The sequence below is a fragment of the Amycolatopsis sp. CA-126428 genome (genome assembly GCF_002904335.1).
Classification (GTDB): Bacteria; Actinomycetota; Actinomycetes; order Mycobacteriales; family Pseudonocardiaceae; genus Amycolatopsis.
The window spans coordinates 110,969-133,145 of record NZ_PPHF01000165.1 but is presented as its reverse complement, the minus strand read 5'-3'; the positions used below and the strand labels follow the sequence as shown (position 1 = coordinate 133,145).

The following is a 22,177-nucleotide window of genomic DNA, read 5'->3' as shown; positions in this document are numbered from 1 at the left end:
GCCGGGGACCTCTCCGCGGCGAGCCGTCAGGCGGAAGCCGCTCCGCGGAAGCCGAGCGCACCGAGCGCCCCGACAAGGGGAGCCAGCTCCGGCCGGCTCTCCGCCTCCCCCAACGCCGCCGCCAGCGCAGCGTCATGCGTCGGACGCGCCGCCGCGAGCAGCGCCTGCCCCGCCGGCGTCACCTCCGTGTAGATCCCGCGGCGGTCGTCCGCACACAGGTAACGAGCCAGCAGCCCCCGGCCTTCCAGCCGGGCCACCAGCCGCGTCGTCGCGGACTGGCTGAGGACCACCGCGTTCGCCAGCTGGTTCATCCGCAGGTGGAAGCCGTCCTGGCGAGCCAGGACGTCCAGGACCGTGTACTCGCTCACCGAGAGCTCGTGGTCGCGCTCGAGGGCGCGCTGCAGCCCGTCTTCGATCCGCGCGTGGAGCGCGGCCAGCGTCCGCCAGCCCTGCGCGCGCGCTTCGACGGCGTCGTCGTCCAGTGACACGGTTCACCTCTCCCCGGCTTGCGCGGGCCGCCCGGTAAGCCGCAGGGTTGATATGCGGCGTCTGCAACTATCTCGGACGCTTGTAATTGCCAACGCCCTCAGTCTACTCCGGGAAGAAGGAAGTTCCATGCCCGCCGCCCTGCTCGCCCTGGCGATCAGCGCGTTCGGGATCGGCACCACCGAGTTCGTGATCATGGGCCTGCTGCCCGAGGTCGCGGCCGATTTCGGTGTCTCGATCCCGTCCGCAGGCCTGCTCATCTCCGGCTACGCGCTCGGCGTCGTCGTCGGTGCTCCCGTGCTCACCGCGCTGGCCTCGCGAGTTCCGCGCAAGATCGTGCTGGTCGCCCTGATGGGCCTGTTCATCGCGGGCAACGTCCTCTCGGCCCTCGCGCCGAGTTACGGCCTGCTGATGACCGGCCGGGTCGTCGCCGCACTGAGCCACGGCGCCTTCTTCGGCGTCGGCTCGGTCGTCGCCGCGTCGCTGGTCGCGCCGGCCAAGCAGGCGAGCGCGATCGCGCTGATGTTCACCGGGCTGACCGTGGCCAACGTGCTCGGCGTGCCCGCCGGCACCGCGCTCGGCCAGGCCTTCGGCTGGCGCTCGACGTTCTGGGTGGTCAGCGCGCTCGGCGTCGCCGGCGCGGCCGGCATCCTCGCGCTCGTCCCGCACCAGGAACCCGACCCGGGCGCCGGCCTGCGCGGCGAACTCGCCGTGTTCCGCCGCCCGCAGGTGTGGCTCGCGCTGGTCATGACCGCGCTCGGCTTCGCCGGCGTGTTCGCGTCCTTCACCTACATCGCCCCGATGATGACCGAGGTCGCGGGCTTCTCCGGCGGCGCCGTCACCTGGCTGCTCGTGCTCTTCGGCGCCGGCCTGTTCGCCGGCAACCTGCTCGGTGGCAAGGCGGCGGACCGCAAGCTGATGCCCAGCCTCTACGTCATCCTCGCCGCCCTGGCGCTGGTGCTGGTGGCGTTCGTGTTCACCGCGCACGCGAAGGTGCCCGCGGCGATCACCATCGCGCTGTTCGGCGCGGCCGGGTTCGCCACCGTGCCGCCGCTGCAGGCCCGCGTGATGGCCAAGGCCGAAGGCGCCCCGGCGCTGGCGTCGGCGGCGAACATCGCCGCGTGCAACCTCGGCAACGCCGGTGGCGCGTGGCTCGGCGGCCAGGCCATCGAGGCCGGCCTCGGCTACACCGCCCCCAACTGGATCGGCGCCGTGCTCGCCGCGGCGGGCCTCGCCGTGGCGCTCGTCTCCGGACTGCTCGACCGCCGGGACCCGGCTAGTTTCGAAGCCGGAGAACGGGTACTCGCCCGATGAACCACCCACCGAAAGGACCCCTCGTGACCAGCGTGCCCGTCATCGAACTCAACAACGGCGTGCGGATGCCGCAAGTCGGCTACGGCGTGTTCCAGGTCCCGGACGACGAGACCGCCGCCGCCGTGAAGACCGCCCTCGAAACGGGCTACCGCAGCATCGACACCGCGGCCGTCTACGGCAACGAAAAGGGGGTCGGCCAGGCGCTCGCCGAGTCCGGCATCGCCCGCGACGAGCTGTTCGTCACCACAAAGCTGTGGAACTCGGCCCAGGGCTACGACTCGACGCTCAAGGCGTTCGACGAGAGCATGACCAAGCTCGGCCTCGAGCAGCTGGACCTCTACCTGATCCACTGGCCGACCCCGGCGCGCGGCAAGTACCTCGACACCTGGAAGGCGTTCGAGAAGCTCTACGCCGACGGCCGGGTCCGCGCGATCGGCGTCTCCAACTTCCAGCCCGCGCACCTCGAGCGCCTGCTCGACGCCGCCGACATCGCCCCCGCGGTCAACCAGGTCGAGCTGCACCCGTACCTGCAGCAGCGCGAGCTCCGCGAGTTCGACGCCAAGCACGGCATCGCGACCGAGGCGTGGAGCCCGCTCGCCAAGGGCGGCAGCCTGCTCGGCGACCCGGTGGTGGCCGAACTGGCGGTGAAGCACAGCCGCACGCCCGCGCAGATCGTGCTGCGCTGGCACCTGCAGCTGGACAACATCGTCATCCCGAAGTCGGTCACGCCGTCCCGGATCGAGGAGAACTTCGACCTGTTCGGGTTCACCCTCACGGAGGAGGAGATGGAGTCGCTGACGCCGCTGGACCGCGGCGAGCGCACCGGCCCGGACCCGGACACCTTCAACGCCGCCTGACCCGTCGTGAGTGGTAAGTCGGGTTAGAACCCGACTTACCACTCACGACGAGCCGCGGCAGAGGTCACTGCTTGCGGGCGACTCCGCCCAGCGTCAGGAAGTTCAGTTCGCCCAGCGGGTGCAGCCGCGGGCCGTCCGGCCACCATTCGTGCAGGTAGACCAGCCCGGGCCGGAGCAGCTCGGTGCCGTCGAAGAACCCGGCGATCTGTTCGCGCGTGCGGTGCACGCTGCCCAGGCCGGTGCCCTGGAAACTGGTCTCCAGCAGCCGCGCCAGCTCCTGGCGCGGGGAGTCCTCTTCCGGGTCGAAGTTGTGCGTGAGCAGCAGGAACGACCCGGGCGCGAGCGCGTCGACGTACTCCGCGACGATCGCCTTCGCGCGCTCGTAGTCGTCGATGTGGTGCACGATCGAGGTGAGGATCAGCGCCACCGGCCGCCGGAAGTCGAGGTACTCCTGGACGACCTCGTCGGCGAGGGTTTCGGCCGGCCTCGTCAGGTCGGCGCCGGTCACGTGGGTCAGGTAGTTCTCCTCGAGCAGCGCCCGGCCGTGCACCTGCACCACCGGATCGTTGTCGACGTACACCACCTGCGCGTCCGGGTTGTACCGCTGCGCCACCTCGTGGGTGTTTTCCGCGGTCGGCATCCCGGAGCCCAGGTCGAGGAACTGGTCGATGCCGCGCTTGCCGGCCAGGAACCGGACCGCGCGCACCAGCCAGTCGCGGTGCTCCTTCGCCATCTCCCGGGCGCCCGGCGCGATGGCCAGCAGCCGCCGCATCGCTTCGCGATCCACCTCGTAGTGGTCGTGCCCGCCGAGCAGCGCGTCGGACAACCTGGCCAGGCTGGCCTTGCTGAAATCGAGGGCGGCCGCACCGCCCTCGGTTCCGGACCGCAGGTCGCCAGGCGTCATCGGCTGCTCTCCACTCTGCGCGTGGTGACGACTCCCCTGCCCGGGTTCGTTCACCGTGTCCGGCAACGGACAGTGCTCAGGTTACGACATGGGGTGCACCAAGTGAACCGGGCACAAGGGCCTTGCCTGCCAGGGACAACTACCCGAAACGGAGCTCGCGCCAGGATTTTCCCCCGTCCGTGGTCTGGTACACGGCGGAGCCGCCGGAGGCGTCCGGCTGGCCGTCGACGACGACGCCGGTGCCGCCGCCGGGGAAGTCGAGATCGGTCAGCGCGAAGCCGCGGTCGGGCAGCTCGGTCGTCGACCAGGTGCGGCCACCGTCGGCCGTGGTGTGCAGGAACCCGACGCCGCCGCCCACCGCGGCGACCGTCGCGGACGCCGGCGAGGCCGCGGCGAAGCCCTGGTTGATGCCGGCGAACGGCGCCGCGTCGTCCCCGCTGAACCCCACGCCGAGCTGCGGCGCGTGCCGCAGCTGCCGCTCGGTCGAGCCGGGCTGCGGCGAGCCGGGGCTGCCGCTGCACAACGCCACGACCTGCCGTTCGCGGACACCGGCGAGCGAGGCGACCTCCCCGTCCGGGCACGGCGGCTCGGCCGGGGTGAACCGCACACCGTCCCGGGAGATCCAGTACCGCTCGGTGCCGTAGTTCGCGCCGAGCGCGACCTGCAGGCCGCCGCCGACGGCCAGGTCGCCGTAGGTGAGACCGCCGGTGACCGCGAACCCGGGCACCGGGGCCAGCACCGGCGAACCGGCGGCGGCCGAGTACAGCCGGGTCGAGCCCTGCCCCTCGCCGTAGGTGGTCAGCAGGGCGAAGACGCGGCCGCCGGTTTCGGCGATCTTCGAGAGGTAGTACGGCTCCCGCGCCCCGGCCAGGGTGACCGGCTGCCAGGTCTCACCGCCGTCGCGGGTGGTGCGCACGTGGACGCCGTCACTGACGTACGCGACGCGGTCGCCGAAGGCCCGGAGCGCGACGTGGTTGTGGTTGTCCGGCAGCGGGACCGGCGGCGCGCCCAGCCGCCGCCAGTGCCGTCCGGCGTCGGTGGTGCCCAGCAGCGCCGGGCACCACGACTGCCCGCACGGCCGGTACCCGAGGACGTATCCGGTGCCGGGACCGGTCCAGCTCGTCGACGCGGGCCGGAACCCCGGCGGGACCACGGTTCCGGCGGTCGCCGGCGAGGCGAACGCGGCCAGGAGGGCGAGGACGGACACCAGCAGCGCACCGCGCCGGGGAGTTGTCATGATCACCTGACGTCCCGCGCCGGGCGGGGGTTGCCACCCGCGGAACAGTTGCGCCGCCCGGCTCAGCGCCGTGCGGCCAGCCGGGCGTCGAGCTCGGCGAGGTCGGCCACGAACCAGACGTCCTTGCCGCGGTTGGCTTCCCGGACGACGTCGCGGAACGCGGTGCTCGCTTCGACGTGCTCGCGGACGTCGCCGAGCAGGACCAGCCGGTGGCCGTACTGGACGATCTTCGAGAAGAAGTGCCCGATGAGCTTTTCGTGCATGTCGAAGAACCGGGCGGGGAACCGCTCGACCGGCACGACGAGGACGTCGACGCCCTGGCCGTAGGTGGCGCCGATCAGGTCGACGGCGTCGGCCTCGGTGGCCAGTTCCGGCCCCTCGGCGGGCACGAACCACACCCCGGGCCGGCTCATGATCGGTTTCCGTCCAGGAATTCCGCGGCGGAACCGGCCCAGCCGGGCAGGAAGTGCCCGGCGTCCTCGGCCAACCGGACGTCGGCGGCCGGGAGCGCGGCCCGCAGTTTCGCCGCCGCGTCCCGCTGGTCGAGGAGGACGTCCCGGGCCCCGAAGTGCGCCTGCACCGGCATCGCCAGTGCCCGCAGGCGCTCGACCGGGAACACCGGGATCGCCTCCAGGCGCGGCTTGAAGTGCTCGAACGTCGCGAGGGTGAACTCGCCGACCGCGCGCCGGCCCGGATCGGCCGGGCTGCCCTGGGCGACCATGGCCAGCGACCGGCGCCGGCCCCGCTCGCCCAGGAGGCCGTAGGCGGCGAACTTGAGCAGCGGCGCGATCCGGCGCCGGCCGATCCCGGCCGGGTTGACCAGCGCCAGCGCAGCCGCCCGCGCGGGCCGGCGGAGCGCGTAGTCCAGCGCCCACCAGCCGCCCAAGGAGGTGCCGAGGAAGGCCGCGTGCGGCAGTTCGAGCTCGTCGAGGACGTCGTCGAGCCATTCGGCGTAAGCCGTCGACCCGAGCGGGGGCCGCGCCTCGACGGTCCGGCCCGGTTCGCCGGGCGCGTCGACCGCGTACACCCGCAGCCGCCCGGCGAGGGTGGCGATGTCCGGCAGCCAGTGCGCGGCGGTGCCGCCGGAACCCTGCAGCGCGACGACCGGCGGCGCGTCCACCGGCCCGGACACCACGGCGAAGGTGTCACCCAGGCGGGTGGCCAGCGTGCGCCGTTCGGCCGGCACGGGCCAGCGGTCGAGGAGCGTGTCGTAACGTTCGCGGACCGCGGCCGCGCCGGCCGCCGACCGGTAGATCGCGGTCACGTCAGGTTCTCCGTGACCGAGGCGACCCAGCGCAGCAGGTCGGCGCCCGCGGCCAGGTCGCCGAGCACGATGATCTTCATGGTGGCGCGCTCCCCGTCGTAGATGGTTTCGACGCGCAGGGGCCGCTCGCCGCCGTCGCGCGGCCCGTTCACCGAGGCCACGACCATGGTCGCGATCCGCTCGGCCGCCGCCCGGTCGACACCGGCGATCTCGGCGACGCCCGACAGCTCCGCGGTCGGCGCCGCGGCCCGCTCGGCCACCGGCAGCCCGGTGAAGGCCGCCAGGTCCTCGGCCGTGATGCGGTACTGCTTGCCGATCCGGACCGCCTTCAGCCGCCCGTCCCGCACGTAGTTCCGGACCGTCCGGACGTGCAGGCCGAGCTTCGCGGCGACCTGTTCGACAGAGAAGACGTCCTGCGCCATGACCCTCCTTGCGCTCCTCAAACTACCCTATCACGCGTAGGTTAGGGAAGTTTGAGGAGTAAGCGGTTCGCTCCCCCGGGTGACGGGTATTCCGAGGTGTTGTTTCTGCTCGCCCAGATACGTCCACATCGGACAGTCGAAAGGACGGCGCCGACGATGCCGTATCCCCCGCCCCCGGAGCCGTACGAAACGCCGTACGAGCCCGCACCGGCCGAAGAGATCGTGGAGCGCACCCACCCGCGCATCCGGGTCGTGCGCACGATCAACGCCCTCATCCACCTCGTCTGCGCGGTGTTCGCGCTGGTCCTGGCCGTGCACATCGTGCTGGTGCTCGGCTCGGCGAACTCGGCGAACGGCTTCGCCCACCTGATCTCGGAGTGGTCGGCGGGTGTGTCGCTCGGCCTGCGGAACCTCTTCACGCCGGACTCGGTGGGGCTGCGGACGTTCCTCAACGACGGCCTCGCCGCCGTTCTCTGGCTCATCATCGGCGCCATCCTGACCGACGTCATCACGCGCATCGGCATCCCGGGCCCGCGGCGGGTCTGGTACCGGCGCAGCTACCGCTGACCGGCACCCGCGCGAAGAAGGCCTCCCCGGAACTTCCGGGGAGGCCTTCTTCGTGGTCTGTCCGTGTCCGTCAGCGTTGCGGCTGTTCGGCACCCGGTTGGACGGGCTCTGGCGCGGGTTGCGGCAGGGCCTGGTCGGCGGGCTCGCCGCCGCGGGGTGCGGGAACGCCCTCGGCGGCGATCGCGTCGAAGTGCTCACGGCACCAGCGGCCGTAGCGCCTTGCGTGCACAGTCATCGCGTTCACCTCCTCTCCACGGGCGATTCTCGTCACACCCTCAGCGTCCTCCGCCGCGGTGCCGAACGCCAACAGATTTAAGCGGGACTTAACACACACGATCGGGTGAACGTCCACAAAGGACGGGAGATCAGCTCGCGAACTCCCGCACGACCGTCCGGCAGAAGGCCGGCAGGTCGTCCGGGTTCCGGCTGGAAACCAGTCCGTTGTCCACTACGACTTCTTCGTCGACGACCGTGCCGCCGGCGTTACGGATGTCGGTCCGGACGCTCGGGTACGACGTCAGCGTGCGACCACGTACGACATCCGCTTCGACGAGCGTCCACGGACCGTGGCAGATCACCCCGACCGGCTTGCCGGCGCGCACGAAGTCGCCGACGAACTTGACCGCGGCGGGGTCCGTGCGCAGGTGGTCGGGGTTCATCGTGCCGCCGGGCAGCAGCAGCGCGTCGAAGTCGCCGATCCCGACGTCGGCGACCTTCCGGTCCACCGTGAACCGATCACCCTTGTCGATGTCACCGTTCATCGCCTGGATTTCGCCGGTGTCCAGGGACACCAGCTCCACCGTCGCGCCCTCGTCGAGGACGGCCTGGCGCGGCTTTTCCAGCTCGACCTGTTCGACGCCGTCCGCGGCCAGGATCGCGACCCGGCGTCCTTGCAATGCGTTCGCCATGAGGCTCCCTCGGGTCGGAAAACTGCCTGCACCGGGGTAGTTACCCCCTCCCCGACCCGTCAAACCAAGTCTACAAAGGACGGTGGAATTATTCCGCACATTCGATGGCGAGCACGGCGATATCGTCATGTGCGGAGCTGCCGAGCCAGTCCCGAACAGCCTGCCGCAGCTGCCGCACGACCTCGCGGGCCGACTCCCCCGCGGCGGCGGTGAGCACCGCGCGGAGCCGGTCGTCGCCGAAGAGGTCCGTCTGGTCGTGGCGGTTGCGGGCCTCGGTGATGCCGTCGGTGTAGAGGAGACAGACGTCGCCGCGCTCGAGCCGGACCTCGGCCTCGGCGAACCGGGCCTGCGGCGAGATGCCGACCAGCGTGCCCGGAACCGTGACCTCCTCGACGACGCCGGACCGGCGGACGATCAGCGGCGCCGGGTGGCCGCCGGAGGCCAGTGTCAGGCCCACCCCGCCGTCGGACGGCCGGGCCGTGCCCAGCACGAGGGTGGCGAACCGGCTGCTGCCGCCGGCGATGAGCAGCTCGTTGAGCAGCCGCAGCAGCGTGCGGCCGTCGCGCTCGACCATGGCCAGCGCGGTCAGGGCGTGCCGGACCCGGCCGGTCAGGGCCGCGGCCTCGGGGCCCTTGCCGCAGACGTCGCCGAGCACCAGGAACGCGCTGCCGTCGCCGTGGGGCAGCACGTCGAAGAAGTCGCCGCCGACCGTGAGGACCCCGCCCGCCGGCTCGTACCAGGTCTCGAAGCGGGCACCGTCGAGAGCGGGCGGGTCGACCGGGCGCAGGGTCGTCTCCAGGCCGCGGGTCGCCTCCTCCTGCCGGGCGTAGCGCTGGGCGTTGGCCAGCGCCGTCCCGGCCGCCACGGCGAACTCGGCCACCGCGCGGGACTGTTCGGCGCCGAACCCGGCGTCGCCGCGGCGGCCCAGCAGCAGGGCACCGGTGACCCCGGCGCTCGCGCTCGGCCCCAGCGAAACGACCGAGACGTCGGTGTGCCCGGCGAACCGGTCGGCGACGACCGACGGCAGCGTGGCCACCTCGGGCGCCGGCACCGCGGCCTGCTGGGGCTTCCCGGTGGCCCCGAACGTCGCCGCCAGCACCGGCGCGACCTGGGCCGGCACCCGCCGGATCCGGCCGTGGCCCTGGGCGGCCGGACGCTCGCAGCTCCACCACTCCCACCGGCCGCGGGTGGTCGGCAGCAGCACGAAGACGGTTTCGGCCAGCGCGGACGCGGCCAGCTCGGCGATCACCCGGGCGGTGCCGTGCCGCCCGCGCGCGGCGGCCAGCCGGGGAGCGGCCTCGGCCAGGAAGTCGCCCACCCGCCGCTGCGGGCTCTGCTCGGCGGACACGGTCCAGGCGTGCCACCCACCGGGCACGGCCCGGATCCGGGCCGGGTGGCGGTGGCCGGCCACGTGGACGTGCCCGCTGGTTTCGGTCACCGCGTCGAGCTGCGGCGCGGCGCCGCCGGTCAGGGCCCGCGCCGCCGGGTTCGCCCAGCGCACCGCACCCGCGGCGTCCTGCAGGAACACCGCGTCGCGGACGTCTTCGAGGACGGCCCGCCCGAAGGCGTCGAAGCCCGGCGGCCCGTCGTCACCGATCATCGGCGGCAGGGCCGTCGAGGCCGGGGCCGGACGTGACACCATGCACGGACCTCCTGCCTCCGGACTGCTGTCGCACGGCTACCGCGTGAGCGGGCGGGCTGGCTCGAAGTGTAGGGCGAAGCATGGCACGCTGGGTCGACGACCACGGCTGGCGCATGCGTGGTGGAGAGGGTCGGCACACATGACAACGGAATCCCAGAGCGAAGCGGCCGCACTGGAACGGGTGCTGGTCGCGGTGCGGGATCTCGGGGACGGCAACTTCCGCCGGCGGCTCGTCCCGCACGGCGACGGCATCTCGGCGCAGCTCGCCGTCGCGTTCAACGACATCGCCGAGCGCAATCAGCGGCTGGTCAGCGAGCTGCTGCGGGTCCGCGCGGCCGTCGGGCAGGAAGGCCGGCTCAGCGAGCGGCTCGAAGGACAGGTCGGGCCCGGCGGCTGGACCACCGCCGTCGACGCCGTGAACGGCCTGGTCGGGGACCTCACGCGGCCGGCGATCGAGCTGGAGCGCGTGCTCGGCGGAGTCGCCGACGGCGACCTGTCCCAGCCGATGACGCTGACCCTCGACGGGCGCCCGCTGCAGGGCGCGTACGCCACGCTGGCGAAGACGGTCAACGGCCTCATCGCGCAGCTGTCGCGGTTCGCCGCCGAAGTGACGAGGCTCTCCCGGGAAATCGCGGGTGAGGGACGTCTCGGTGGCCAGGCGGTCGTCCCGGGCGTGTCGGGCACCTGGCGCGACCTGACCGACTCGGTCAACTTCATGGCCGACAACCTCACCGAACAGGTCCGCAACATCGCCCAGGTCACCACCGCCGTCGCGCGCGGTGACCTGACCCAGAAGATCAACGTCGACGCCCGCGGCGAGATCCTCGAGCTCAAGAACACCATCAACACCATGGTCGACCAGCTCTCGGCGTTCGCCGACGAGGTCACCCGCGTCTCCCGCGAGGTCGGTTCGGACGGCAAGCTCGGCGGCCAGGCGCAGGTGCCGGGGGTCGCCGGGACGTGGCGCGACCTCACCGACTCGGTCAACCTGATGGCCGACAACCTCACCGACCAGGTCCGCGGCATCTCGCAGGTCGCCACCGCGGTGGCCACCGGCGACCTGACGAAGAAGATCGACGTCGACGCCCGCGGCGAGATCCTGCAGCTGAAGAACACGCTGAACACGATGGTCGACCAGCTCTCGGCGTTCGCCGGCGAAGTCACCCGCGTGGCGCGCGAGGTCGGCAGCGAGGGCAAGCTGGGCGGGCAGGCCGAGGTGCCGGGCGCGGCCGGGACGTGGCGCAGCCTCACCGACTCGGTCAACCAGATGGCCGACAAGCTCACCGACCAGGTCCGGAACATCTCGCACGTCACCACGGCCGTGGCGAAGGGCGACCTGACGCAGAAGATCACCGTCGACGCGCGCGGCGAGATCCTCGAGCTCAAGACGACCATGAACACGATGGTGGACCAGCTGTCCGCGTTCGCCGACGAAGTCACCCGGGTGGCGCGCGAAGTCGGCACCGAGGGCCAGCTGGGCGGCCAGGCGCAGGTCCCGGGGGTGGCCGGCACCTGGCGCGACCTCACCGGCTCGGTGAACTTCATGGCGAACAACCTGACCACCCAGGTGCGCAACATCGCGCAGGTCGCGACGGCCGTCGCGCGCGGCGACCTGACGCAGAAGATCGCGGTGGACGCCCGCGGCGAGATCCTGGAACTCAAGACGACGCTGAACACGATGGTGGATCAGCTGTCCGCGTTCGCCGACGAGGTCACCCGGGTGGCGCGCGAGGTCGGCACCGAAGGCAAGCTCGGTGGCCAGGCCGCCGTGCCCGGCGTCGCCGGGACCTGGAAGGACCTCACCGACAACGTCAACTCGATGGCGAACAACCTGACCGACCAGGTCCGGAACATCGCCACGGTGACGGCGGCGGTCGCGAAGGGCGACCTGACGCAGAAGATCACCGTCGACGCCCGCGGCGAGATCCTCGAGCTCAAGACGACGCTGAACACGATGGTGGATCAGCTGTCCGCGTTCGCCGACGAAGTCACCCGGGTGGCGCGCGAAGTCGGCACCGAAGGCATCCTCGGCGGCCAGGCGCGCGTCCGCGGCGTCGCGGGCACGTGGAAGGACCTCACCGACAACGTCAACGTCATGGCCGACAACCTGACCGACCAGGTGCGCAACATCGCCACCGTCGCGAGCGCGGTGGCCAACGGCGACCTGTCGAAGAAGATCCGCATCGAGGCCCAGGGCGAGGTCGCGGCGCTGGCCGAGACGCTGAACGGGATGGTCGAGACGCTGCGCGCGTTCGCCGACGAAGTCACCCGCGTCGCCCGCGAAGTCGGTACCGAAGGCATCCTCGGCGGCCAGGCGCGCGTGCCCGGCGTCGCCGGGACCTGGAAGGACCTGACCGAGAACGTCAACTTCATGGCGCACAACCTGACCAGCCAGGTGCGCAACATCTCGCAGGTGACCACCGCGGTCGCGAAGGGCGACCTGACCAAGAAGATCGACGTCGACGCCCGCGGCGAGATCCTGGAACTCAAGACGACCATGAACACGATGGTCGACCAGCTCTCGGCGTTCGCCTCCGAGGTCACGCGCGTCGCGCGCGAGGTCGGCACCGAGGGCAAGCTGGGCGGCCAGGCCGAGGTCGACGGCGTGTCCGGCACCTGGCAGCGGCTCACCGAGAGCGTGAACCAGCTGGCCGGGAACCTGACCACGCAGGTCCGCGCGATCGCGCAGGTGGCGACCGCGGTGACGGCCGGCGACCTGACCCGGCACATCACCGTCGACGCGTCCGGCGAGGTCGCGGACCTCAAGGACAACATCAACCAGATGATCGCGAACCTCAAGGAGACGACGAGGACCAACCGCGAGCAGGACTGGCTGAAGACGAACCTCGCGCAGCTGTCGGGCCGGATGCAGGGCCACCGCGACCTCGCGTCGGTCGCGGCGCTGATCCTGTCCGAGCTGGCCCCGCTGGTCCGGGCGCAGCAGGGCGCGTTCTTCCTGGCCCGCGACGACGACCGCGACGGCACGGTGCTCGAGTGCATCGCCGCGTACGGGCTCGCGCAGTCCCGCGCGGGGCTGCGGTTCGCGATGGGCGAGTCGCTGATCGGCCAGGCCGCCGTCGACCAGCGCACGGTGCTGGTGCACAACGCGCCGCCGGAGTACGCGCTGATCTCGTCCGGGCTCGGCTCGGCCGCGCCGGTGAACCTGATCGTGCTGCCGGTGCTGTTCCAGGGCGAGGTGCTCGGGGTGCTGGAGCTGGCCTCGGTGAACGAGTTCAGCACCGTCCACCAGGACCTGCTGGAGCAGCTGCGGCACACGATCGGCGTCAACGTGAACACGATCCTGTCGAACTCGCGGACCGAAGCGCTGCTGACGGAGTCGCAGCGGCTGGCGCAGGAGCTGCGGGCGCGGTCCGAGCAGCTGCAGGCCCAGCAGGGCGAGCTGCGGCGGTCCAACACCGAGCTGGCCGAGAAGGCCGCGCTGCTGGCCCAGCAGAACCGCGACATCGAGGTCAAGAACAGCGAGATCGAACAGGCGCGTCAGGAGCTGGAGGAACGCGCCGGGCAGCTGACGGTGGCGTCGCAGTACAAGACCGAGTTCATGGCGAACATGTCGCACGAGCTGCGGACGCCGCTGAACAGCGCGTTGATCCTGGCGAAGCTGCTGTCGGAGAACCCCGAGGGCAACCTGACGGAGAAGCAGATCCAGTTCGCGAAGACGATCTACGCGGCCGGGTCGGACCTCCAGCAGCTGATCAACGACATCCTCGACCTGGCCAAGGTCGAGGCGGGCCGGCTGGACATGCAGATGTCCGACATCACGCTGCCGGAGCTGGTGGACTACGTCGAGTCGCTGTGCCGGCCGCTGACCGCGGACAAGGGCCTGGAGTTCGCCGTCCACATCGACCCGCCGGTGCCCGGGAGCGTCCACACCGACGAGCACCGCCTTCAGCAGATCCTCCGGAACCTGCTGTCGAACGCGGCGAAGTTCACCGACGAGGGCGGCGTCCGCCTCCACATCCGCGCGGCGGACCCGGCGGAGGTCGAGCAGGAGGCGCTGCGGAACGCGCCGGGCATCATCGCGTTCGCGGTCGAGGACACCGGGATCGGCATCCCGGAGGAGAAGCTGGCGGTCATCTTCGAGGCGTTCCGCCAGGCCGACGGCACGACGAGCCGCAAGTACGGCGGCACGGGCCTCGGGCTGAACATCAGCCAGCAGCTGACCGAGCTCCTGGGCGGCGAGCTGCGCGTGGTGAGCGAACCGGGCGTGGGCTCGACGTTCACCCTGTACCTCCCGGCGGCCGCGGCCAGCCTGGTGGACCCGGCCCTGACGGCCCTCTCCTCCCCCCGGCTGCCGCCGGTGCCCAGCACGGTGCTGGTGGCCGCCCCGGACGTGACACCCAAGCGCTTCCACGGCGAGAAGGTCCTCATCGTCGACGACGACCTGCGGAACGTGTTCGCCCTGGCCGCGGTCCTGGAGCAGGCAGGCCTGGAGGTCATCTACGCGGAGACGGGCGTCGACGGCATCCGGGCACTGGAGCGCAACGAGGACACGGCCCTGGTCCTGATGGACGTGATGATGCCGGAGCTGGACGGCAACGCCACGATCGCGGCCATCAGGGCAGAGGCGGCCAACGCGGACCTGCCGGTGATCGCGGTGACGGCCAAGGCCACCGCGGAGGACCGGGCCCGCACCTTGGCCAGCGGAGCCGACGACTACATCACCAAGCCGGTGGACACGGACAAGCTGCTCGACGTGATCGCGGCCTCGCTGGAGGCGGACGCCGCATCAACCCGCGACGCCGCCTCTTCGACCGGCTGAGCCGGCAATTTCGTGGAGCGGGTGACGGGAATCGAACCCGCGTAGCTAGTTTGGAAGACTAGGGCTCTACCATTGAGCTACACCCGCGTGCCCCCGAAGGTACCCGGGTGCGTCGCCAGCTTAGCGTGACCCGCTAGGCTGATCACACACCCCCCTGGGGGTGGACCCGGGATGTGGCGCAGCTTGGTAGCGCATCCGCTTTGGGAGCGGAGGGTCGCAGGTTCAAATCCTGTCATCCCGACGCGATTCGGGGGTGGGCTCGCGCTTACGCGCTCGCCCCTCCCCCTCTATCTTCGTTGTGTTGCCCGGGGGGCCGAGCCCCCCGGACCCCCCACGGTGCCTCGGGCGTCACTTGGGAGCTCTGCCGGGCCGGGCTCTGCCTCGGCTCGGGTGGGTGGGTGGCTATTGCTCGGCTGGCGCCTCGCTTAGCCAGGTTGAGAGCGCCTCTGTCAGTGCCTTGGGCTGGTCCTCTGGGGTGTGGTGGCCTGCCTTTTCCGGGCGTCGGACCACCTGCAGGGAAGCGATGTTCGCAGCGCACCAGTCGATCATTGCGGGCGTCAGCATCGTGTCGTAGTCGGGCTCGAATGTCACCAGGAGCTTGGGGATCTCGGGGGACGAGCCGAGCCAGCTGTCGAATGCCTCGATGCGGGATACCACCGCTGCCGGCTCGCCGCCCAGGGGCATTGAACGGGTCCATTGCAGGACTGGGCGGTGGTCCTGGAATGCGTACTCCGGGGGTAGGAAGTCGTTGATCATCGACTCGCCGACGCCTGGGGTCTTCAATGCGCGGAACAGGTCGGCGCCCGCCGGTGGGAACTCTTCCCACGTCATCGGCTTCAGTACCGCTTCGGTGAATGCCAAGCCTCGGACTCGGGAGGGGTGGCGGGATGCCCAGTCCGCCGCCAGGGCGCCGCCCCAGTCGTGGCCGATCAGGACCACCTTGTCCAGCTCCAGGGCGTCGAACCACTCGTCCAGGTAGCGGGCGTGGTCGTCGAATGTGTAGGCGATGTCCGGGCGGGGGGACTCGCCCATGCCGATCAGGTCCGGGGCCAGTCTGCGGCCCGGTAAGTAAGGCATCACCTTGCGCCACAAGTGCGACGATGCCGGGTTGCCGTGCAGGAACACCAGTGGTGCGCCCGTTCCGGACGAGCGGTAGGCCAGCGTTGTCACTTGAACGCCCCCGCGAAGCGCGACGCCCAGTCCGCGAACGGGCGCGGTGGGCGACCCAGCACGCGCGCGATGTCCGGGCTCACCTCCTGCTCCGCCGGCGTCGGAGCGCCCAGGACGTCCAGCGTCACGTCCACGACCTCCGGCGGCATGAAGCCCAGCATCGCCGAGCGCGCCTCCTCGCGGGTCTGCGGCACGAACCGCACCGGCTCGCCCACCGCCGAGGCGATCGCCGCCACCTGCTCGCGGGGAGTGATCGGGGCCGGGCCCGTCAGAACGTACGACTGGCCCGCGTGGCCGTCCTCTCGCAACGCCGCGGCCGCTACCGCCGCGATGTCCTCCGGGTCCACCACCGGCAGGGCCACGTCCGCGAACGGGGCCACCACCTCGCGGGCCGAGCGGATGCTTTCCGCCCACTGCAACGTGTTCGACGCGAACGCGCCCGGCTGGAGCAGTGCCCACTCCAGACCCGAGCGGCGCACCGAGTCATCCAGCACCGTCGGATGCCGGCCCGTGGCCACCCCCTGGGACGACAGCGCCACCACCCGGCGGACACCCGCCGCCTCGGCGCGGCCGAGGACGTCGTCCAAGGGCACGAACGCGCCCGACACCATCAAGAACACCGCCGACACGCCCGCGAAGTCCAGCGAAGCCAATTCTCCTTGCCGCACCACGACTCCCGGGGGTGCCGCCGTGATCCGGCGGGACACCGCCGTCACCTCTTCGCCCGCCTCGGACAGCATCCGCACCAGCGGTGCTCCGACATTTCCCGTCGCTCCTACAACCATGATCATGGGAACGACGCTACATTCTGCGGTATAGTAGGTACCTAGAGGAAAGTATTGGCTGGAGGCGCGAAAGTGACCGAGACCACACCCGAGCTGGCCTGCCCGATCGCGCCGGTGGTCGACATCGTCTTCAGCCGGTGGACGACGCCGATCCTGTGGGCGCTCAACGAATTCGGGCGCCAGCGGTTCGTCGAACTGCAGCGCCGGATCACCACGATCACCCCGAAGGTGCTCACCCAGCGGCTGCGGCAGCTGGAGCGCGACGGCCTGATCACCAGGACCTACCACGCCGAAGTCCCGCCGCGGGTCGAGTACGAGATCAGCGAACTCGGCCGCAGCCTCGGCCCGCTGTTCGCGTCGCTCTCCGAGTGGTCGGGCAACCTCGGGAAGGTCGAAGCGGCCCGGCAGAGCTACGACGAGCGCAGCTCGGCCAGGCACGCCTCGGCCTCGCGCTAGGGCGAAACGTCCAGGTAGTCGAGGTTCGCCGGGCCATCGGCCGTCGTCGCGGTCAAGCGGACCGTGTGCGAGCCCGACGGCAACGACAACGACTTGTCCACCGTGCTCCACGTCGTCCAGGCGCCGGTCGCCGGGAACGGGACGCCCGCGGCCACCACCGTGCCGTCCACCGCGATGTCCACCGGGCGCGCCGCCGTCGTGCCGTTCGCGTAGCCGAACGTCAGCGCCGACGCCGGTCCCGTCACCTGCCACTCGACGTAGCTGCCGACCGCGTTGGCGCCGTTCGCGAAGCCGGTGCCGGAGAAGCCCGCGTGGTTCGCGTCGATCGTGCCGCCCGCCGAAACCGTGGCCGACTCGGCTTCGTAGCGCGTCGAGCCGCCGGCGCGGGATACGCGGTACAGCACCGTCGCGTGCGAGGGCACCGACGCGCTGATCGTGCCGGTCGTCGTCCGGGTCGCCTTGCTCCACAGGTCCTTCAGCGTGTACGAGGACGCGCCGCCGATCCCGGTGGCGGCCGCCGTCGTGCCGATCGTCGCCGTCGCGGCCGTTTCGTTGGACAGCGCCACCGCGCGGTCGCCGTTCGCCAGCACCTTGCTGTACACGACGAGGCCCGCGTTCGCGCTCAGCACCGTCGCCTGCTTGCCCAGCGCATCCTGGTCGAGCGCGATGACGTCGGTGTTCTTGAGGATCGCGAAGTTGTCGTCCGAGACCTTGCGCAGGTCGCTGCCGATCAGCAGCGGCGCCGCCATCATCGCCCACAGGCTGAAGTGCGTGCGGTACTCCGCCGCGGTCATCCCGCCGTTCCCGACCTCCAGCATGTCCGGGTCGTTCCAGTGGCCGGGACCGGCGTACTGCGCGAGGCCGCGGTTGGTCTGCGCCTTGCCGATCATGCTCGACCACTTGTCGGAGATGTCACCGGTGGTGCGCCACAGGTTCCCGACCGGCGCGGCCCACGTCCACGGCTGGTTCTGGCCCCACTCGCAGATGGAGTACGCGATCGCGCGGCCGGACTTCGCGAGCGCGTCCCGCATCGCCTTGTACCGCTGCTGCGCGTCGACACCCTGGTTGTTGCAGTTGTCGTACTTCAGGTAGTCGACCCCCCAGGACGCGAACAGGTTCGCGTCCTGCTGCTCGTGGTTCAGCGCGCCGGGGAAGCCCGCCTTGTTGCAGGTCTTCGTGCCGGCACTGGTGTAGATGCCGAACTTCAGGCCCTTGCCGTGCACGTAGTCGGCGAGCGCCTTGATGCCGCCGGGGAACCGCGCCGGGTCGGGCACCAGGTTCCCCGCCGAGTTGCGGGACGGCAGCGCCCAGCAGTCGTCGATGTTGACGTAGGTGTAGCCGGCGTCCTTCAGGCCCTTGCTGACGAAGATGTCCGCGATGCCCTTGATCATCGCCTCGTTGAAGTCGGCTTTGCACTGCGTGGAGTTCCAGTTGTTGAAGCCCATCGGCGGTGTGCGCAGCAGGCCGTTTTCGAGGGCCGCCGCCGTGGGCGCACCCAGGACGAGGCCGCTGGCCGCGATCGCGAGCGCGGCGGCCGCGCTCGCGATTCGACGAGGTGAGGACATGCGAACTCCCGGTGGTGGAGACATCAGAGGTCTACACCAGTTAGTAAAGAGTCCTGCCTAACCGGGAGTCAAGAGATCATGTATCAGATATGAAATTGGGTTTCCGCTGGCCGGGACGCTAATCCGTCACCTGGCGCGCGGTCGCCATCGCGCGCTCGGGCTCCCAGAACGCCCGCACCGACCTGAGCAACCCGTCCTCGCCGACGCGGTAGACGAACACCCCGTCGGTGTCGACGCGGTAGCCGCCCGGCAGGAACGTCGTGATCGTGCCGACGTTGGCCACCTCGTCGCCGCCCGCGTGGGAGTCGCGGATGGTGAATTCGAAGCGCTCGACATTGGCGATCGTCTTGTCCCAGAACGCGCCGATGCCCTCGTGGCCGTGGTGGCCCTTGCCCGCCTCGTCGATGAACGACGGGCCGACCGGGTCCTCGACCACCGCGTCCGGGGCGAACAGGGCCAGCCAGCCCTCCTTGTCGCCCGCCGTCACGGCCGTCATCGACGCGAACGCCGCGCGCCGCGCCGGCGGCTGCTCCGCCGCCGTGTCCCAGCTGACCTGCACGCCCACGGCACTCACTCCTCGAACTTCGCGATGATCTCGGTCCCGAACTTGCGGATCGCCTCGAGCTTCGGCTCGACCGGCGCGTCGAACCCGACGCCGTCGAAGACCCACGGCATGGTGATGACGTCGGTGACGCCCGCTTCGGCCTGCGCGCGGTAGCCGTCCAGGCCGAAGGCGTCGATGCAGACCGCCTGGTACTCGAACGGAACATCGGCGCGACCCTGCTCGGCCAGCAGCTCCTTGAGCCGGGCGATGGTGTCGCGCAGCTCGTCGAGCTTCATCATCGCCGACGACCAGCCGTCGGCGACCCGCGCGGCGCGCTTCAGCGCGACCTCGGTGTGGCCGCCGATGTAGAACGGCACCCGGCTCGGCGGCGCCGGGCTCATCTGGATCTTGTCGAAGTCGTAGAAATCGCCGTGGTACTCGACCATGCCGCCGTCGAGGATCAGCCGCAGCACGTCGATGGCCTCGTCGACGCGCTTGCCGCGCCGTTCGAACGGCACGCCGCAGTACTCGAACTCCTGGGGCAGCCAGCCGACGCCGAGCCCGAGGCCGAACCGGCCGCCGGTGAGCACCGCCGCCGAGCCGACCTGGCGGGCCAGCAGCACCGGGTTGCGGGAGCCGAGCTTGAGCACCGACGTGTAGAAGTGGATCCGGCTGGTCACCGCGCCCATCGACGCGGTCGCCACGAGCGGGTCCACCCAGGGGGTCTCCGCGGTCCAGAACCGGCTGCCGTCGGGGGTGTACGGGTAGTCCGTGTCCACCGTTTCGGCGTAGAAGAGCGAGTCGGGCAGGGCAATGGAGGCGAAGCCGGCCTCTTCGGCGGCCCGGGCGAGCTCGCCCAGCTGATCGAGGGGGTTCATCGCGATCGACAGGGTGAACTTCATGCCCGAACTATAACGTGTTCTAGTTTCTTCGGCCAGTTCCCGAGGTGGGCCCGGTCACGCGCCGGGAACCCACCGCGTAGCGTCCGCGTTGTCCGTTTCAAAGGTGACCACCGGTCACCGAGCCCCGAACTTCTGGGAGTGGTCCATGGGCACCGCGATCTTCTTGATCGTAGTCGTCGTCTTGATCGTCGGTGGCGGCCTCTATTTCTCGCGGCAGCGCGCCGCGGCCCGGCAGCGGGAGCTCGACGACGCCAAGGCCGACGCCCGGCGCCTGCTCGAGCGGCTCGGCGGCCAGGTCCTCAACATCAACGGCACGGACACCGCCTCGCAGCAGGCGATGGCCGACGCCGCCGAGCGCTACAACGCGGCCGGCTCGCAGATGGAGCAGGCCCGCACGATCGAACAGGCCCGGCTGGTCAAGGAGACCGCCATCGAGGGCCTTTACTACGTGCGCGCCGCGCGCGTCGCGATGGGCATGGACCCCGGCCCGCAGCTTCCGGAGGAGGCCGAGCGCGAGCGCGCCGGCAAGGTCACCGAGCGCCGCGACGTCGACGTCGAGGGCCAGCACTACGCCGCCTCCCCGGACGCCGGCCAGGACACGCCGTACTACTACCCCGGCGGCCGCGTCGCGGGCCGTCCGGTGCCGCAGGGCTGGTACAGCGAGCCGTGGTGGAAGCCCGCGCTCGTCGCCGGCGCCTGGGGTCTCGGGTCGATGTTCCTGTTCAGCGCGATGTTCTCCGGCATGGGCGGCATCGCGAGCGCCTCGGCGTGGGAGTCCGGCTACGACGCGGGCCAGCAGGACGCGCTCGAGTCCGGCGACATGGGCGGAGACGGCGGTGGTGACATGGGCGGCGACGGCGGCGGCGACTTCGGCGGAGACGGCGGCGGCGACTGGGGCGGCGGCGGCTTCGACGGCGGCGGCTTCGACGGCGGAGGTTTCGACTTCTGACCGCCCTCGTGAGTGGTAAGGCGGGTTCTAACCCTCCTTACCACTCACGACCTGCCGCGGGAGGAGTCCGACGCGATTCAGGCCGGTTGGCAGCGGGGGCACCAGTAGAGGTTGCGGCCCACCAGTTCCGAGTGCGCCACCGGCGTGCCGCACACCAGGCACGGCTCGCCGGCGCGGCGGTAGACGTAGACCTCGCCGCCGTGGCGGTCCACCCGGGCCGCGCGGCCCATCGCCTCCGGCAGGTGCTCCGGGCGGACGGTGTCGATGCGGCCGACGCGGACGCCGTCGCGCATCAGGGTCACCAGGTCGGCCCAGATGTCTTCCCAGAGGGCCCGATCGAGGGAACGTCCCGGCGTCAGCGGCGCGACGCCGTGGCGGAACAGCACCTCCGCGCGGTAGACGTTGCCGACGCCGGCGAGGACGGCCTGGTCCATCAGCAGCGCCGCGATCGACGTCTTGGACCGCGAAACGCGCGCCCAGGCCAGCTCCGGTTTCGCGTCACGGCGCAGCGGGTCGGGACCGAGCCGGGCCTTGATCGCGTCCGCCTGGGCGACGTCCAGCAGCTCACAGCGGGTGGGGCCGCGCAGGTCCGTCCAATGTGTCCGGCCGGCCAGCCGCAGCCGGACCTGGCCCACCGGCTCGGGCGCGGGCAGCGGCGACTCGCCGAAGGTGCCGTAGAGCCCCAGGTGGATGTGCACGATCCCGTGCGGGCCGTAGTCGTGGAAGAGGTGCTTGCCGTACGCCTCGGCGCCGGCGAACACCTGACCGTCCAAACGGGACGCTTCGGCGGCGAACCGGCCCTGCGGGCTGCTCACCGCGACCGGCGCGCCGGCGAACCGGCGCTTGTGCAGCCGCGCGAGCCGGTGGAGCGTGTGCCCCTCGGGCATCAGGCCTCCGGCAACGCCGGCGGGGTCCCGGTGCGCTCGTAGTCGAGCAGCTGCTGCACGCGGCGGGCGTGCCGCTCCTCCGGCGAGACCTCCGTCGCCAGGAACGCCTCGACGATCTCGACGGCCTCCTCGGCGGTGTGCATCCGGGCGCCGACGCCGATCAGCTGGGCGTGGTTGTGCTCCCGGCACAGCTTCGCTGTCTCGACACTCCAGGCCAGGCCGGCGCGGGCGCCGGGGACCTTGTTGGCGGCGATCTGCTCGCCGTTGCCCGAGCCGCCGACCACGATGCCGCGGCTGCCCTCGTCGGCCACCACGCGCAGCGCCGTCTCGATGCAGAACGCCGGGTAGTCGTCGTCCGCGTCGTAGACGTGCGGACCGATGTCGGTGACCTCGTGGCCTTGTTTCTCCAGGTGAGCCACCAGGTGGTTCTTCAGCTCGAAGCCGGCATGGTCGGATCCCAAGTAGACACGCACGGCCAGGAGTCTGCCACCACGCCGGACGCGCGAGCCGGGCGACCCCATCGGCCTGATCGCGGCTG

General features: G+C 71.2%; 22 protein-coding genes and 2 tRNA genes. 7 read left to right on the top strand and 17 right to left on the bottom strand.

The genetic code is table 11. The features are described from left to right. Window positions 1-26 precede the first annotated feature (26 nt). Window positions 27-488: a MarR family winged helix-turn-helix transcriptional regulator gene (locus tag C2L58_RS42985; RefSeq protein ID WP_103343364.1), complete on the bottom strand. Its 462-nt coding sequence runs from the start codon at window positions 486-488 to the stop codon at window positions 27-29. Window positions 489-615: 127 nt separating this feature from the next. Between C2L58_RS42985 and C2L58_RS42980 the strand changes: the two genes are divergently transcribed. Next, entirely contained in the window at window positions 616-1,800 is a 1,185-nt protein-coding gene (locus C2L58_RS42980; protein WP_103343363.1) for an MFS transporter, read from the top strand. A gap of 23 nt (window positions 1,801-1,823) precedes the next feature. Then, on the top strand, window positions 1,824-2,657 hold the full coding sequence (locus tag C2L58_RS42975) for an aldo/keto reductase (protein WP_103343362.1): 834 nt from the start codon (window positions 1,824-1,826) through the stop codon (window positions 2,655-2,657). Window positions 2,658-2,721: 64 nt separating this feature from the next. Here C2L58_RS42975 and C2L58_RS42970 read toward each other — a convergent pair whose 3' ends face one another. The 5 genes from C2L58_RS42970 to C2L58_RS42950 all read right to left on the bottom strand — a co-directional run bounded on the left by C2L58_RS42970 (window position 2,722) and on the right by C2L58_RS42950 (window position 6,484). Then, a complete protein-coding gene (locus tag C2L58_RS42970) occupies window positions 2,722-3,561 on the bottom strand; it encodes an SAM-dependent methyltransferase (protein WP_103343361.1) in 840 nt (279 codons plus the stop codon). 139 nt (window positions 3,562-3,700) lie between these two features. Continuing rightward, window positions 3,701-4,798, bottom strand: coding sequence for a sialidase family protein (locus C2L58_RS42965; RefSeq protein WP_199191702.1), 1,098 nt, complete (start codon window positions 4,796-4,798; stop codon window positions 3,701-3,703). A 62-nt stretch (window positions 4,799-4,860) separates the two neighbouring features. Further along, window positions 4,861-5,211, bottom strand: coding sequence for a DUF4180 domain-containing protein (locus tag C2L58_RS42960; protein ID WP_103343359.1), 351 nt, complete (start codon window positions 5,209-5,211; stop codon window positions 4,861-4,863). Continuing rightward, entirely contained in the window at window positions 5,208-6,062 is an 855-nt protein-coding gene (locus tag C2L58_RS42955) for an alpha/beta fold hydrolase (RefSeq protein ID WP_103343358.1), read from the bottom strand. The genes C2L58_RS42960 and C2L58_RS42955 overlap by 4 nt, the downstream gene beginning before the upstream one ends. Next, a complete protein-coding gene (locus tag C2L58_RS42950; RefSeq protein ID WP_103343357.1) occupies window positions 6,059-6,484 on the bottom strand; it encodes a helix-turn-helix domain-containing protein in 426 nt (141 codons plus the stop codon). Before C2L58_RS42950 ends, C2L58_RS42955 begins: the two co-directional genes overlap by 4 nt. Window positions 6,485-6,640: 156 nt before the next feature. Between C2L58_RS42950 and C2L58_RS42945 the strand changes: the two genes are divergently transcribed. Continuing rightward, window positions 6,641-7,051: a hypothetical protein gene (locus C2L58_RS42945; RefSeq protein WP_103343356.1), complete on the top strand. Its 411-nt coding sequence runs from the start codon at window positions 6,641-6,643 to the stop codon at window positions 7,049-7,051. Between the two features lie 70 nt (window positions 7,052-7,121). Here the strand turns inward: C2L58_RS42945 and C2L58_RS49570 are convergent, their stop codons facing one another. The 3 genes from C2L58_RS49570 to C2L58_RS42935 all read right to left on the bottom strand — a co-directional run bounded on the left by C2L58_RS49570 (window position 7,122) and on the right by C2L58_RS42935 (window position 9,601). Next, on the bottom strand, window positions 7,122-7,286 hold the full coding sequence (locus tag C2L58_RS49570; RefSeq protein ID WP_158264241.1) for a hypothetical protein: 165 nt from the start codon (window positions 7,284-7,286) through the stop codon (window positions 7,122-7,124). A gap of 130 nt (window positions 7,287-7,416) precedes the next feature. Then, window positions 7,417-7,959 carry a type 1 glutamine amidotransferase domain-containing protein gene (locus C2L58_RS42940; protein WP_103343355.1) on the bottom strand — a complete coding sequence of 181 codons (543 nt, stop codon included), beginning with the start codon at window positions 7,957-7,959 and terminating at the stop codon, window positions 7,417-7,419. An 88-nt stretch (window positions 7,960-8,047) separates the two neighbouring features. Continuing rightward, window positions 8,048-9,601 carry a SpoIIE family protein phosphatase gene (locus C2L58_RS42935; protein ID WP_103343354.1) on the bottom strand — a complete coding sequence of 518 codons (1,554 nt, stop codon included), beginning with the start codon at window positions 9,599-9,601 and terminating at the stop codon, window positions 8,048-8,050. A gap of 139 nt (window positions 9,602-9,740) precedes the next feature. On the opposite strand from C2L58_RS42935, the gene C2L58_RS42930 reads away from it, so the two are divergent. Beyond that, window positions 9,741-14,381 (top strand): HAMP domain-containing protein, encoded by a 4,641-nt coding sequence (locus C2L58_RS42930; RefSeq protein ID WP_103343353.1) that lies wholly within the window; start codon window positions 9,741-9,743, stop codon window positions 14,379-14,381. A gap of 13 nt (window positions 14,382-14,394) precedes the next feature. Here C2L58_RS42930 and C2L58_RS42925 read toward each other — a convergent pair. Next, window positions 14,395-14,468 (bottom strand) — tRNA-Gly (locus C2L58_RS42925). A gap of 80 nt (window positions 14,469-14,548) precedes the next feature. On the opposite strand from C2L58_RS42925, the gene C2L58_RS42920 reads away from it, so the two are divergent. After that, window positions 14,549-14,622, top strand: a tRNA-Pro gene (locus tag C2L58_RS42920). A 161-nt stretch (window positions 14,623-14,783) separates the two neighbouring features. On the opposite strand, the gene C2L58_RS42915 is transcribed toward C2L58_RS42920, so the two are convergent. Next, the gene (locus C2L58_RS42915; RefSeq protein ID WP_103343352.1) at window positions 14,784-15,551 is read right to left on the bottom strand and encodes an alpha/beta fold hydrolase; all 768 of its coding nucleotides are present in this window, start codon (window positions 15,549-15,551) and stop codon (window positions 14,784-14,786) included. Next, window positions 15,548-16,342, bottom strand: a complete 795-nt coding sequence (locus C2L58_RS42910) for an NAD(P)H-binding protein (RefSeq protein WP_103343351.1) — start codon at window positions 16,340-16,342, stop codon at window positions 15,548-15,550. Before C2L58_RS42910 ends, C2L58_RS42915 begins: the two co-directional genes overlap by 4 nt. Window positions 16,343-16,408: 66 nt before the next feature. On the opposite strand from C2L58_RS42910, the gene C2L58_RS42905 reads away from it, so the two are divergent. After that, window positions 16,409-16,792, top strand: a complete 384-nt coding sequence (locus C2L58_RS42905; RefSeq protein ID WP_103343350.1) for a winged helix-turn-helix transcriptional regulator — start codon at window positions 16,409-16,411, stop codon at window positions 16,790-16,792. On the opposite strand, the gene C2L58_RS42900 is transcribed toward C2L58_RS42905, so the two are convergent. The 3 genes from C2L58_RS42900 to C2L58_RS42890 all read right to left on the bottom strand — a co-directional run bounded on the left by C2L58_RS42900 (window position 16,789) and on the right by C2L58_RS42890 (window position 19,803). Beyond that, a complete protein-coding gene (locus tag C2L58_RS42900; RefSeq protein WP_103343349.1) occupies window positions 16,789-18,357 on the bottom strand; it encodes a carbohydrate-binding protein in 1,569 nt (522 codons plus the stop codon). The two genes, C2L58_RS42905 and C2L58_RS42900, sit on opposite strands and share 4 nt — an antisense overlap. Before the next feature lie 118 nt (window positions 18,358-18,475). Beyond that, entirely contained in the window at window positions 18,476-18,922 is a 447-nt protein-coding gene (locus C2L58_RS42895) for a nuclear transport factor 2 family protein (protein ID WP_103343348.1), read from the bottom strand. Between the two features lie 5 nt (window positions 18,923-18,927). Then, window positions 18,928-19,803: a TIGR03619 family F420-dependent LLM class oxidoreductase gene (locus C2L58_RS42890; RefSeq protein ID WP_103343347.1), complete on the bottom strand. Its 876-nt coding sequence runs from the start codon at window positions 19,801-19,803 to the stop codon at window positions 18,928-18,930. Between the two features lie 145 nt (window positions 19,804-19,948). On the opposite strand from C2L58_RS42890, the gene C2L58_RS42885 reads away from it, so the two are divergent. After that, complete coding sequence (locus C2L58_RS42885; protein WP_103343346.1) at window positions 19,949-20,752, top strand: hypothetical protein; 804 nt, start codon at window positions 19,949-19,951, stop codon at window positions 20,750-20,752. Window positions 20,753-20,829: 77 nt separating this feature from the next. On the opposite strand, the gene C2L58_RS42880 is transcribed toward C2L58_RS42885, so the two are convergent. Then, window positions 20,830-21,639 (bottom strand): Fpg/Nei family DNA glycosylase, encoded by an 810-nt coding sequence (locus C2L58_RS42880; RefSeq protein ID WP_103343345.1) that lies wholly within the window; start codon window positions 21,637-21,639, stop codon window positions 20,830-20,832. After that, a complete protein-coding gene (locus C2L58_RS42875; RefSeq protein WP_103343490.1) occupies window positions 21,639-22,112 on the bottom strand; it encodes a ribose-5-phosphate isomerase in 474 nt (157 codons plus the stop codon). The genes C2L58_RS42880 and C2L58_RS42875 overlap by 1 nt, the downstream gene beginning before the upstream one ends. Window positions 22,113-22,177 lie beyond the last annotated feature (65 nt).

Coding starts and splice junctions, on each gene's coding strand:
- C2L58_RS42910 (WP_103343351.1), bottom strand. CDS start 16,342: ATGATCATGGTTGTAGGAGCGACGGGAAATGTCGGAGCACCGCTGGTG.
- C2L58_RS42980 (WP_103343363.1), top strand. CDS start 616: ATGCCCGCCGCCCTGCTCGCCCTGGCGATCAGCGCGTTCGGGATCGGC.
- C2L58_RS42940 (WP_103343355.1), bottom strand. CDS start 7,959: ATGGCGAACGCATTGCAAGGACGCCGGGTCGCGATCCTGGCCGCGGAC.
- C2L58_RS42965 (WP_199191702.1), bottom strand. CDS start 4,798: ATGACAACTCCCCGGCGCGGTGCGCTGCTGGTGTCCGTCCTCGCCCTC.
- C2L58_RS42885 (WP_103343346.1), top strand. CDS start 19,949: ATGGGCACCGCGATCTTCTTGATCGTAGTCGTCGTCTTGATCGTCGGT.
- C2L58_RS42970 (WP_103343361.1), bottom strand. CDS start 3,561: ATGACGCCTGGCGACCTGCGGTCCGGAACCGAGGGCGGTGCGGCCGCC.
- C2L58_RS42930 (WP_103343353.1), top strand. CDS start 9,741: ATGACAACGGAATCCCAGAGCGAAGCGGCCGCACTGGAACGGGTGCTG.
- C2L58_RS42890 (WP_103343347.1), bottom strand. CDS start 19,803: ATGAAGTTCACCCTGTCGATCGCGATGAACCCCCTCGATCAGCTGGGC.
- C2L58_RS42880 (WP_103343345.1), bottom strand. CDS start 21,639: ATGCCCGAGGGGCACACGCTCCACCGGCTCGCGCGGCTGCACAAGCGC.
- C2L58_RS42950 (WP_103343357.1), bottom strand. CDS start 6,484: ATGGCGCAGGACGTCTTCTCTGTCGAACAGGTCGCCGCGAAGCTCGGC.
- C2L58_RS42960 (WP_103343359.1), bottom strand. CDS start 5,211: ATGAGCCGGCCCGGGGTGTGGTTCGTGCCCGCCGAGGGGCCGGAACTG.
- C2L58_RS42935 (WP_103343354.1), bottom strand. CDS start 9,601: ATGGTGTCACGTCCGGCCCCGGCCTCGACGGCCCTGCCGCCGATGATC.
- C2L58_RS49570 (WP_158264241.1), bottom strand. CDS start 7,286: ATGACTGTGCACGCAAGGCGCTACGGCCGCTGGTGCCGTGAGCACTTC.
- C2L58_RS42945 (WP_103343356.1), top strand. CDS start 6,641: ATGCCGTATCCCCCGCCCCCGGAGCCGTACGAAACGCCGTACGAGCCC.
- C2L58_RS42900 (WP_103343349.1), bottom strand. CDS start 18,357: ATGTCCTCACCTCGTCGAATCGCGAGCGCGGCCGCCGCGCTCGCGATC.